The 11,667-nt window shown below is 36.6% G+C and carries 10 protein-coding genes; 2 read left to right on the top strand and 8 right to left on the bottom strand.

The annotated features are described in order from the left end of the window. Positions 1–230: 230 nt before the first annotated feature. The 7 genes from parC to FH036_RS23000 form a co-directional block, all read right to left on the bottom strand. Entirely contained in the window at positions 231–2,654 is a 2,424-nt protein-coding gene (gene parC / locus FH036_RS23030) for a DNA topoisomerase IV subunit A (RefSeq protein ID WP_044793397.1), read from the bottom strand. Position 2,655: 1 nt separating this feature from the next. Continuing rightward, positions 2,656–4,620, bottom strand: coding sequence for a DNA topoisomerase IV subunit B (parE, locus tag FH036_RS23025; RefSeq protein ID WP_001062205.1), 1,965 nt, complete (start codon positions 4,618–4,620; stop codon positions 2,656–2,658). A 375-nt stretch (positions 4,621–4,995) separates the two neighbouring features. Next, the gene (locus tag FH036_RS23020) at positions 4,996–5,409 is read right to left on the bottom strand and encodes a CoA-binding protein (RefSeq protein WP_000151382.1); all 414 of its coding nucleotides are present in this window, start codon (positions 5,407–5,409) and stop codon (positions 4,996–4,998) included. A gap of 79 nt (positions 5,410–5,488) precedes the next feature. Beyond that, on the bottom strand, positions 5,489–6,730 hold the full coding sequence (locus FH036_RS23015; RefSeq protein WP_044793400.1) for a S1C family serine protease: 1,242 nt from the start codon (positions 6,728–6,730) through the stop codon (positions 5,489–5,491). Between the two features lie 202 nt (positions 6,731–6,932). Continuing rightward, positions 6,933–7,610, bottom strand: coding sequence for a response regulator transcription factor (locus tag FH036_RS23010; protein WP_001044683.1), 678 nt, complete (start codon positions 7,608–7,610; stop codon positions 6,933–6,935). Between the two features lie 19 nt (positions 7,611–7,629). After that, positions 7,630–8,082 carry an anaerobic ribonucleoside-triphosphate reductase activating protein gene (gene nrdG / locus FH036_RS23005; protein WP_000867063.1) on the bottom strand — a complete coding sequence of 151 codons (453 nt, stop codon included), beginning with the start codon at positions 8,080–8,082 and terminating at the stop codon, positions 7,630–7,632. Next, positions 8,079–9,935: an anaerobic ribonucleoside triphosphate reductase gene (locus tag FH036_RS23000; protein WP_139896257.1), complete on the bottom strand. Its 1,857-nt coding sequence runs from the start codon at positions 9,933–9,935 to the stop codon at positions 8,079–8,081. The genes nrdG and FH036_RS23000 overlap by 4 nt, the downstream gene beginning before the upstream one ends. Positions 9,936–10,160: 225 nt before the next feature. Here FH036_RS23000 and plsY point away from each other — a divergent pair, with 225 nt between their 5' ends. Together plsY and FH036_RS22990 are read left to right on the top strand one after the other, a co-directional pair. After that, a complete protein-coding gene (gene plsY / locus FH036_RS22995) occupies positions 10,161–10,757 on the top strand; it encodes a glycerol-3-phosphate 1-O-acyltransferase PlsY (RefSeq protein WP_139896256.1) in 597 nt (198 codons plus the stop codon). Between the two features lie 108 nt (positions 10,758–10,865). Next, positions 10,866–11,156, top strand: coding sequence for a HesB/YadR/YfhF family protein (locus tag FH036_RS22990; protein WP_001054442.1), 291 nt, complete (start codon positions 10,866–10,868; stop codon positions 11,154–11,156). Between the two features lie 26 nt (positions 11,157–11,182). Here FH036_RS22990 and FH036_RS22985 read toward each other — a convergent pair whose 3' ends face one another. After that, positions 11,183–11,602, bottom strand: a complete 420-nt coding sequence (locus FH036_RS22985; protein ID WP_000495810.1) for an acyl-CoA thioesterase — start codon at positions 11,600–11,602, stop codon at positions 11,183–11,185. Between the last annotated feature and the right edge of the window lie 65 nt (positions 11,603–11,667).

The following is an 11,667-nucleotide window of genomic DNA, read 5'->3' as shown; positions in this document are numbered from 1 at the left end:
AGGTTGAATTCTGTAAAATATAAAACCTGTAATTGTAAATTTTTATAGTTTTTTATAGATTCTTATTTACTGTTATTACCTCCATTTGTCCCGCTATTTGTGGGCAACAAGACCCCCACTGATTAAACTTTCACTATATGAGAACGATTTCATTCAGTTATTATAACAAGATTCATACTAAATTGCCTAGAAAAAAGCATCTTGCCATTATTCATGGCAAGATGCTTTTTTTATTCCGGTCTTTTTTTCGTCCACGTTTCAATAACTTCACCAGTATCGTTAACATCTAGCACTAAACTACCGTTACTATACCGGTCTTTATTTCGATACGCTTTCGGATCAATTTCTTCTACGATATGTTTCTCTGTCTTCATATAAACTAGTTCATCGTCTCGAACGATTTCAATACCGACAATGCGGTATGGATTACGTTTTAATTCTTTGAAAATAACAAGACCTCGCTTCGCCCTCGTTGATTTCTCAATTTCTGATGCTTTTAGACGTTTTACAGCACCGCGCTGCGTTACGAGAATAAGTTGATCTTTATCAGCATTTAATGGTTTACCAGAAGCGACATAGTCATCTTCTTTTAAATTAATTGCTTTCACACCAGCGGCTCTTACACCGACTGGACTTACTTCATCTTCATGGAAAATAAGTGCATATGCACCGTGTGTAGCAAGAACGATATCACTCGTTCCATCTGTCGCAAATATATCAACAACTTCATCATCTTTTTTCAAGTTTACAGCAACGAATGCTCTAGAGTAACGCTGTACTTTATATTGGTTTAATTCTGTCTTCTTAATCATACCGTTCTTTGTTACAAATATGATAAATCGCTTTTCTTCCTCAAAGTTCGGTACGACAGTTGCCCAAATAATCGTTTCATCCCGATCAAGTGAAACGATATTAGCAACGTGCTGTCCCAAATCTTTCCAACGAATATCTGGCATTTCGTATACTGGCAGATATATATAGTTTCCTTTATTCGTAAATAAGAGGACTGTCTCTGTCGTATTCGTATCGAATCGTTCAAGTAAGATGTCACCCTCTTTCATACCGAAGTCTTTGCCATTTGAGGCATTATGTGAGCGCCATCCAGTACGTTTCACATATCCTTCTTTCGTTACAGTAACGATGACATCTTCTTGTGGGATCATCACTTCTACATCGATTTTAATTTCCTCGATTTGATCTTCAATAATCGCGCGTCGATCATCACTATATGTTTTCTTAACTCTCTTTAAATCTGTTTTAATTACTTGAAGTAATCTTTTTTCACTTTGTAAAATTGCCTGTAGCTCAATAATTTTCTTATTAAGCTCATCTGCCTCTTGTTGTAGCGCTGTAATATCTGTATTCGTTAAACGATATAATTGCAAGGATACAATTGCTTCCGCTTGCGCTTCTGTAAAACCAAATTTCGCACTTAAATTATCTTTTGCATTACGCTTATCTTTTGAAGCACGAATCGTTTCAATAACTTGGTCTAAAATCGATAATGCTTTCTTTAAACCTTCTACAATATGTTGACGATTTTCTGCCTTTCGTAATTCATATTGTGAACGTCTCGTAACAACTTCTTTTTGATGGCCAATATATGCATCTAAAATTTTCGGTAATGTCATAAGCGTTGGACGACGATTATTAATCGCTACCATATTAAAGTTATATGGAATTTGTAAATCTGTATTTTTATATAAATAATTTAAAATACCTTCAGAATTTGCTTCTTTTTTTAACTCTACGACAATGCGAAGACCTGTACGATCTGTCTCATCACGTACTTCAGCAATGCCATCTAATTTTTTATCTAGACGTAACTCATCCATTTTCTTAACAAGGTTTGCTTTATTTACTTCGTATGGAATTTCAGTAATTACGATTTGCTGTTTCCCGCCACGAACCGTTTCAACCTCTGCTTTTCCGCGAATAATAATTTTACCTTTACCTGTTTCATACGCCTTTTTAATACCATCAATCCCCTGAATAATACCGCCTGTTGGGAAATCTGGTCCTTTCATAACTGTTAATAAATCGTCAACAGTACTATTTGGCTTATCGATACGCATCATTGTAGCATCAATAACTTCTCCAAGATGATGCGGTGGAATTTCTGTTGCATAACCAGCGGAAATCCCTGTAGATCCGTTCACTAATAAGTTCGGAAACGCTGCTGGTAAAACAACTGGTTCTTCACTCGTATCATCAAAGTTTGATACGAATTCTACTGTTTCTTTATCAAGATCACGTAATAACTCAGATGCAATTGGTGATAATCGGGCTTCCGTATAACGCATTGCTGCTGCTGGATCCCCGTCAACACTACCATTATTACCATGCATCTCAACTAAAACATTACGTACTTTCCAAGTTTGGCTTAAACGTACCATCGCCTCATATACAGAGGAATCACCATGCGGATGATAATTACCAATAACGTTACCGACTGTTTTAGCTGACTTACGGAACGCTTTATCGTGTACGTTTCCTTCTACATACATAGAATATAAAATACGTCTTTGTACTGGTTTTAAGCCGTCACGCGCATCTGGAAGCGCGCGATCTTGAATAATATATTTACTATAACGTGCAAAGCGATCACCTAACACGTCTTCAAGCGGGAGGTCATGAAACTTCTCTGCTTGCATGTTATTCCACCTCCGTCTCCATAATCATTTCATTTTCTAAAATATTTCCTTCTTCTTGCATACCAAACTGTACATTACGCTCAATCCATTTACGGCGCGGTTCTACTTTATCACCCATTAATGTTGTAACGCGGCGCTCTGCTCTTGCTGCATCATCAATTTTCACGCGAATTAATGTACGTGTTTCAGGATTCATCGTTGTTTCCCATAATTGATCCGCATTCATTTCGCCAAGTCCTTTATAACGCTGTAACATGTAACCTTTTCCAACTTTTTTCGTTACTTCATCTAATTCATCATCTGACCATGCGTATTCAATTACTTCACTTTTTCCTTTTCCTTTACTTACTTTGTATAAAGGAGGAAGTGCGATAAACACTTTACCAGCTTCGATAAGTGGTTTCATATATCTGTAGAAGAATGTTAATAACAAGACTTGAATATGCGCCCCGTCTGTATCTGCATCGGTCATGATTACAACTTTATCGTAGTTAATGTCTTCCACATCGAATTCATTGCCTACACCGCCGCCAATCGCATAAATAATTGTATTAATCTCTTCATTTTTAAAGATATCAGCAAGCTTTGCTTTTTCTGTATTAATTACTTTACCACGTAACGGTAATACCGCTTGGAAGCGTCGATCTCGCCCTTGTTTGGCAGAACCACCGGCAGAGTCACCCTCTACTAGGTATAGTTCATTTTTCTGCGGGTTACGTGATTGTGCAGGTGTTAACTTACCACTTAATGTACCTTCTGATTTCTTTTTCTTTTTACCAGTACGCGCTTCCTCTCTCGCTTTACGAGCGGCTTCACGTGCTTGCGCTGCTTTAATTGCTTTTCTCACAAGAAGTGTGGCTACGTCCGGGTTTTCTTCTAAAAAGTAAGCTAAATGCTCTGATACAATGGCATCAATTGAAGAACGAGCTTCACTTGTACCTAGTTTCCCTTTTGTTTGTCCTTCAAACTGAAGTACTTCTTCTGGTACACGTACAGAAACGATAGCCGCTACACCTTCACGAATATCTGTACCTTCTAAGTTTTTATCTTTTTCTTTTAATAGTGAAACTTTGCGAGCATACTCATTGAACACACGCGTCATCGCTGTCTTAAATCCAGCTTCATGTGTTCCACCATCTTTTGTACGTACATTATTTACAAACGAAAGAATATTTTCTGAGTAGCCATCGTTAAATTGAAATGCTAGTTCTGCTTCAATCCCATTTTGTTCACCAGTGAAGTATACAACTGGGTGAATTGAATCTTTTTCTTCGTTTAAATAGGAAACGAAGGCTTCAATTCCTGTTTCATAATGAAAGACATCTTCTAAATCATTTCTTTCATCTTTTATTGAGATTTTCATCCCTTTTAATAAGAATGCAGATTCACGTAATCTCTCACATAATGTTTCATAATTGTAATTTGTTGTGCTGAAAATCGTTGTATCTGGTTTGAAATGCATTGTCGTACCAGATTCTTTCGTCTTTCCGATTTTCTCAAGCGTCGTTACAGGAACACCGCCATTTTCAAAGCGTTGTTCATAAATATTTCCGTCACGCTTAATCGTTACGACTAACCATTCAGATAAGGCGTTTACAACTGATGCCCCAACACCGTGTAAACCACCACTCGTTTTGTAACCACCTTGACCAAACTTACCACCGGCATGAAGTACAGTTAAAATAACTTCTGGTGTAGGTTTTCCAAGCTTATGCATTCCCGTAGGCATTCCTCGCCCTTTATCTATAACGCTAATACTATTATCTTTATGTATTACGACAGAAATTTCGTCGCCAAATCCCGCTAACGCTTCATCAACGGAGTTATCTACTATTTCGTATACTAAATGATGCAATCCACGGCTGTCCGTGCTCCCGATATACATACCCGGGCGTTTTCGAACGGCTTCAAGTCCTTCTAACACTTGAATCGCATCTTCATTATATTGGAACTGATGCTTCGCCAAACTCCTTGCCCCTTTCCTAATCCAAAATCAGAACATATGTTTCTATTATAGAATAACGCCTCGACTATAGTTTTGGCAAGTTATCTTATCTCTTTTATATACCATTTTCAATAGAAAAATCCTTGTTTTTTCACAAGGATTCCTCTAGGCTACTATTTCAGAAAAATAATCGTTTGTCAACGAGAAATGGATATGTATTCCAAGATTACACATTCCAAACCTTTATTATGATCCAAATGATCAAGATCCAAAACGGGATTACAAGTAACAATCCCCAAAAACAGCCTTTAAAAAATCTCATGATGAACACCTCGTTCATCGGCCCCACTTATTATCATGAGGGCTGAAGCAATCTTCCTACCTTTACAATCTATACTATTTTGTCATCGCATGTTCTACTTTTATACAACGATCCATTATTACAGTATAGTCTTTTTCTTTTAAAAGTTTGTATGTATCTTCATCTTGTACTCCTAATTGTGCCCAAAAAACATCTGCATCAATCTCTACAAATTCTTTTGCAACATCCATTAAAAACTCTGAGCGACGAAATACATTTACAATGTCAACGTGTTCCTTAATATCCTTTAGTGAAGCAACTGCCTTTTCTCCAAGCACCTCATCTACTGTTGGGTTAACTGGAATAATGCGGTATCCAGCATCTTGCATTGCTTTTGAAACCATATACGATGTACGTTCTGGCTTATCCGATAAACCAACAACTGCAATCGTTTTGCTTTTCTTTAATACTTCACCAATTTCCGTACGAGTTGGGTTTTCAATTGTCATAAATTATCCCTCCTATTCCTTTAGTATAGCCGATAAAGAAAGTCTCTTTCAATATGAAAGAGACTTTCTTTTATTCCGATTATTGATTCTTTGTAGCTGAGTTATCTGCTAAAGTAGCTGTTTTCGTCATTTTTTGACCGTTACGATAGAATGTAACTTCTACTTTCTCGCCTACTTTTTTCTTTTCATATAAATATTTACGGAATTGAAGTGAATTTTCTACTTTTTGATTATCTAATGCTACTACAATATCATATTGTTCTAAACCAGCTTTTTCAGCAGGTGATATTGGGTAAATTTTACCTAATACAACGCCGTTTGTTACGTCTTTCGGTACTTTCAATTGATTTACTGCATAAGCTTGCACATCTTCTAATGAAACAACACCTACTCCAAGCGCTGGACGTTTTACTACTCCGTCTTTTTCAAGTGACTCAATAACTGGCTTTGCGATGTTAATTGGAATAGCAAATCCAATTCCTTCAACTTCTTGTTGTGCAATTTTACTTGAATTAATTCCAATTATTTCACCGTTTTGATTAAATAACGCTCCACCACTATTACCAGGGTTAATCGCTGCATCTGTTTGAATAACTTGAGCATTCCAATCTGCACGCTTATCACCATCGATATCTACTGGAATTTCACGTTCTTTACTACTAATAATACCTTCCGTTACACTTCCATCAAATCCTAGTGGGTTACCGATTGCAATTGCTTTTTCACCCGCACGGATTTTACTAGAATCACCTAAAGTGGCAACTTTATTTACATTAGCACCATCAATTTCAACAACAGCTAAATCTAGCCAAGGGTCTTTCCCTACAAGCTTCGCATCTACCTTCTTGCCATCACTCAGTTTTACAGCAAGTTTATTTGCACCATCTACTACATGATTGTTCGTTACAATATATGCTTTATTTCCTGCCTTTTTATAAATAACACCTGATCCTGAACCAGCTTGTTGTTCTTGACCCGTCGGTTGCATTGCAAATGGATCAATACTTTGTTGCATATTAATAACACCTACAACAACATCTTTCGCGCCTTCAATCATACCAGGTAAGTCCGTTTCATTTTTTGCTTTATTGACAACAGGAACTACAGTACCTTCTACTTTTGAATCCGAGCTGAATGATGATACTGGCGCTCCATTATTTTGAGCCCATGGCATATACGGTGCTGCAAAACTAATTGAAACAGCCCCAACTACAGCTCCGACTAAACCTGTGAAAAAATAACCTTTTTTACTGCTTGATTTTCTCACTTCTCTCGTTTCACTATGCTCTTCATTTAAATTTGGTCCGTCGTAATATCCCATGTTTACTTCCCCTCTCTGGTGAATTCGTATTTTTAGTATAGTCACGTTTTGTGTCCTTCTTGTGAACTCATCGTGAAATCCAATTAAAAAAATACACTTATCTAACATTGTAGACAAAAAAAGTATTTTTTGTACATTCTACCTGCAAAAGAGGATATAAAATTGTTATTTTCCTAGAGTGAAGCACACAATACGTTCCGAGTTATTCTTCAAATTTATAACCAACACGAATAACAGTACCGATATGCTTCGCCTTATCTCCTAGCTTATTCCGTAGTTTTTTAATATGAGTATCAACCGTTCGGTCATCGCCGTAATAGTCATATCCCCATAACTGATCTAATAAATGTTGACGTGACAACACAATTCCTTTGTTCTCCATTAAATAAACGAGAAGTTCAAATTCTTTATGTGTTAATATAATTTCTTCTCCATCTACTAAAACAGTTCTAGATAGACGATTCACTTCTATTCCAGCTAAAGACATAGCATTTTCTTCAGCTACTCCTACCACGCCATCCGCACGTTTCAGTAACGTCTTCGCGCGAGCTACTAACACTTTCGGGCTGAAAGGTTTCGTTACATATTCATCTGCACCTAATTCAAATCCTAGTAATGTATCATCCTCATCCGAACGTGCTGTTAGCATAATAATTGGTACTGCTGATTCTTTTCTAATTCGTCTACAAACAGACCATCCATCTATTTCTGGTAACATAATATCTAACATAATTAAATCAATTTCATGCTCTGCAAATAATTCTAACGCTTTTTTTCCGTCTTCTGCTTCGATTACTTCAAAGCCTTCATTGCGAAAATAATCGCTAACAATTTCACGTAATCTTCTTTCATCTTCAACAAGCAATACTGTTTTATTCATAATAATCTATCCCGCCTTTTTACTCTTTCAATCGAATAATACGTTGATTGGAGCTTCCGCGAAATGGAAGTGTTAAATCTTTTTTCTCGATTTCAAATCTTCCATCGACTAAAACATCCCCATAATGTAACAACTCTATCATATCATTATTTTGAGAACTCTGTATCTCTTCTAACGTATAACCTGTATACATCCATAGATTTTTTTTCAAATCTTTCACGATTTTTGCTACTTTTTTCACTTCAGCAGCTTGGAAAAATGGATCTCCACCTGAAAATGTTACATCAGTTAATGGATTACTTGCAATCTCTTTCACAATTTCTTCTACTGTCATTTCAGTTCCATTACAAATATTCCACGATTTCGGATTATGGCAACCGAAACAACGATGCGGACAGCCCGCAAAAAACACGACTGTCCGCAACCCTTCTCCATCTACTACACTATCATGAATAATGTTCATCACTTTCATTTATGTTTCACCCGATCCATCTCTTCACTACGTTTCGCACTATTCCACTTCGACATATCTCCTACAAGATAACCTGTTATACGGCGAATTCTTTCTATATTAGCCTCATCTTCATTTCCGCAGCTCGGACATTCATTTCCAATAACCCCGTGATAACTACAGCACTTACAACGGTCAACAGGATGATTAATAGAACCGTATCCAACGCCATGTTCTGCCATCGCTTGCACTATTTGTTTTAATGCCAGTTTATTATGCATTGCTGCTCCGTCTAGTTCAATATACGTAATATGTCCCCCGTTACATAGAGCGTGGAAAGGTCCTTCTAAACGAATTTTATTTATCGCTTGCATGTTATAATAAACTGGGATATGGAATGAATTCGTATAATAATTATGGTTTGTTATACCGCTAATCACGCCAAATTCTTCCCTATCTTTTTTCACAAACTTTCCTGATAACCCTTCTGCAGGAGTTGCAATGACTGAGAAATTCAGTTCATGTTCTTCTGTCGCTTTATCCATTCTATCTCTCATAAAGGAAATAATTTCATACCCGAGTTTCCATGATTCTTCATCTTCTCCGTGATGCTTTCCTGTTAAAGCTACTAAACACTCCGCAAGACCGATAAAACCAAGACTTAATGTCCCTTGCTTTAAAATGGCTGCTACAGAATCTTCAGGCTGTAACTTTTCTCCACCGCGCCATACACCTTGTGAATATAAAAATCGGAAATCTCTTGCTCGCTTCGTACATTGATACTCAAATCGCTCTAATAATTGCTGGATTCCTACATCTAAATAATAATTTAACGCTTCAAAAAACGCTTCTTTTGAACCACTAATTAACGCTAATTTCACTAAATTAATAGATGTAAATGATAAATTCCCTCTTCCAATCGCCGTTTCTTCTCCATGTATGTTCGACATAACACGAGTACGACATCCCATGTAACATACTTCACTTTCCGGTCTTCCATCATAATGCACAGCATTAAATGGCGCATCTAAAAATGAAAAGTTAGGGAATAATCGTTCAGCCGTTGTCTCTAACGCTAATTCAAATAAATCATAGTTCGGATCACTTTCTTCAAAGTTCACACCTTTTTTCATTTTAAAAATTTGAATAGGAAAAATTGGTGTTTCTCCTTTACCAAGACCAGCTTGTGTCGCTTTTAAAAGCTTTCTAACTAATAACCGTCCTTCTTTTGATGTGTCTGTTCCATAATTAATAGAAATAAACGGGACTTGCCCGCCGCCCCTACTATGCATACTATTTGAATTATGAATGAAAGCCTCACAAGCCTGATACGTATCATTTTCTGTTTCTTTCCACGCAAATTCTTCTATTTGTTCTTTCGTAAGCGGATATGACTGTAATCGTTTCTTATGTCTCTCTACTGTTTTTCTCACATATGGAGCTAAATCAACATCAAAGAGTGCAAACGATTGACCACCGTGCTGCATATTTTGATTCGCTTGAAAAATAATAGATGAAAGAGCTAATGCACTTTTAATGTCTTGCGGTTGTCTCATATGTCCATGTCCGGTATGAAAACCGTTCGCAAGCATTTGCGCTAACGGAATTTGTGAACAAGTCGTCGTTCCTGTCGCATAAAAATCTAAATCATGTGGATATAATATATTTTCATTTATCGCTTTTTTCACTTGATCTGACAATAAATTTTCAACAGCATAATATTTTGCACTCTCAGATGCGAACGTTCCCATTACTCCCATCGGAGAGCGGCCGTCTACATTTGCATTTTCTTGCATTAAATCTTGTTCATTGCCGTGGACTATTGTCTCAAATATTCTCATTAATTCTTCTCCACGTGTATTTTTTTGTAACATTTATAACCCTCCACCAATATGTTGTTGTCTTTTGATTAAAATGTTACTACATATAGTCTTATTGTTTCTGTGAGAAATGTAACATTCCTGTGAAATTTTTTGCACGAAATAATGAATTTTTCATTTACAAAAAAGAAATGTGCTCTTTACAAATGTATGGTACAATATACGGGAAAAACTCTTTTTACCCTTTATCAACACATTTGAATAAAGGAGACTGAACTTATGGTTACTACATATCTTTTATTTATCGTTGCCTACTTACTTGGCTCGATTCCATTTGCACTAGTCGTTGGAAAGATTGGTTATGGAATTGACATTCGTGAGCACGGAAGCGGTAATTTAGGCGGAACAAATACATTCCGCACACTAGGGAAAAAAGCAGGTTTTATCGTTACAATTGCTGACATTTTAAAAGGTACATTAGCAACAAGTCTACCGATGATTTTCGGGTTAGATGTTCATCCACTATGGTTCGGATTAGCAGCTGTTCTTGGACATGTATATCCGATTTTCGCGAAATTCCGTGGTGGTAAAGCCGTTGCAACTTCTGCTGGCGTGCTATTATGCTACTCACCAGTTGTTTTTGCAATATTAGCTGTTGTCTTTTTCAGCCTTTTATTCACAACAAGATACGTATCACTTTCTTCTATGATAACAGCTGTCGTTGCTGTTATCGCATCAATTGTTAACGGGGATAAAATCTTCATTATTGCGATGTGTTTATTAGCAGGTATCGTTATTTATAAACACCGTGCAAATATTGGACGAATTATAAATAAAACTGAGCCGAAAGCAAACTTTTCAAAAAAGCAAAAATAAGATCGTAACCCACATAACGCAAAAAGAAAACGTGAAGCATATTAATAGCGTCTTTTTGCGTTATTTTTTATACTAAAGAAAAAGCAACATAATTTGGAGGAACTATACATGAATCTTTCCGTAACAAAAGAAGCAGCACAATGGTATAAAAACGAATTAAACTTACAATCAGGTGAAACACTACGCTTTTTCGTACAATACGGTGGTTGCAGTACTGTGCAAAAAGGACTTTCTTTAGGTATTCGTAAAGATGATCCTGCACATCCTGCTGTGCAAATTCAAGAAGAAGATATTAACTTCTTTATTGAAAGCGATGATGAGTGGTTCTTCGATGGACATAATTTAGTTGTTACATTTAACGACGGTGATGATTTCCCGCAATTTAATTATGAAAAATAAAAAAACGTGGCTTCCGCCACGTTTTTTTATTTTTTCTTAATTTCCTCATATTTCGCATACCACTCAGGATAGAACTTTTTAAATGATACAGGCCTGAACCCTTCTTTTTTCGCACAAATATTTGTCGTACTTGCAGTAATACAAAGTTCGCCATCACCATTATAAATTTCATATCCATATACAACGCGAAGCGGGCTCACTGTATCAACCCACGTTTTTACAATTGCTTTTTCCCCGTAGCGCATCGCTTTACGATAAGAAATTTGCAAATCTAAAACAGGAGAAATAATTCCTTCCTTCTCCATTTCAACATATGAAAACCCTAAATCTTGTATAAGTTTCGTGCGACCTAATTCAAGCCACACCAAATAGTTTGAATGGTAAACAACACCCATTTGATCTGTTTCCGCATAACGGATTTCAACTTCATGTTCTGCTACAAACATATGTATTCCCTTCTTTCACTTCTGCTGCCTTGCATACATTTAATCATAATACAGCGGAAGCAAAA

It is taken from the genome of Bacillus sp. CD3-5 (genome assembly GCF_006349665.1).
GTDB lineage: Bacteria > Bacillota > Bacilli > Bacillales > Bacillaceae_G > Bacillus_A > Bacillus_A paranthracis.
This window is presented reverse-complemented; position numbering and strand designations above follow the sequence as displayed.

Excerpts from the sequence above, each read along its gene's own strand:
- FH036_RS23010 (WP_001044683.1), bottom strand. The coding sequence starts at position 7,610 with ATGAATAAAACAGTATTGCTTGTTGAAGATGAAAGAAGATTACGTGAA.
- parC (WP_044793397.1), bottom strand. The coding sequence starts at position 2,654 with ATGCAAGCAGAGAAGTTTCATGACCTCCCGCTTGAAGACGTGTTAGGT.
- plsY (WP_139896256.1), top strand. The coding sequence starts at position 10,161 with ATGGTTACTACATATCTTTTATTTATCGTTGCCTACTTACTTGGCTCG.
- FH036_RS22985 (WP_000495810.1), bottom strand. The coding sequence starts at position 11,602 with ATGTTTGTAGCAGAACATGAAGTTGAAATCCGTTATGCGGAAACAGAT.
- FH036_RS23000 (WP_139896257.1), bottom strand. The coding sequence starts at position 9,935 with ATGTTACAAAAAAATACACGTGGAGAAGAATTAATGAGAATATTTGAG.
- FH036_RS23015 (WP_044793400.1), bottom strand. The coding sequence starts at position 6,730 with ATGGGATATTACGACGGACCAAATTTAAATGAAGAGCATAGTGAAACG.
- FH036_RS22990 (WP_001054442.1), top strand. The coding sequence starts at position 10,866 with ATGAATCTTTCCGTAACAAAAGAAGCAGCACAATGGTATAAAAACGAA.
- nrdG (WP_000867063.1), bottom strand. The coding sequence starts at position 8,082 with ATGAAAGTGATGAACATTATTCATGATAGTGTAGTAGATGGAGAAGGG.
- FH036_RS23020 (WP_000151382.1), bottom strand. The coding sequence starts at position 5,409 with ATGACAATTGAAAACCCAACTCGTACGGAAATTGGTGAAGTATTAAAG.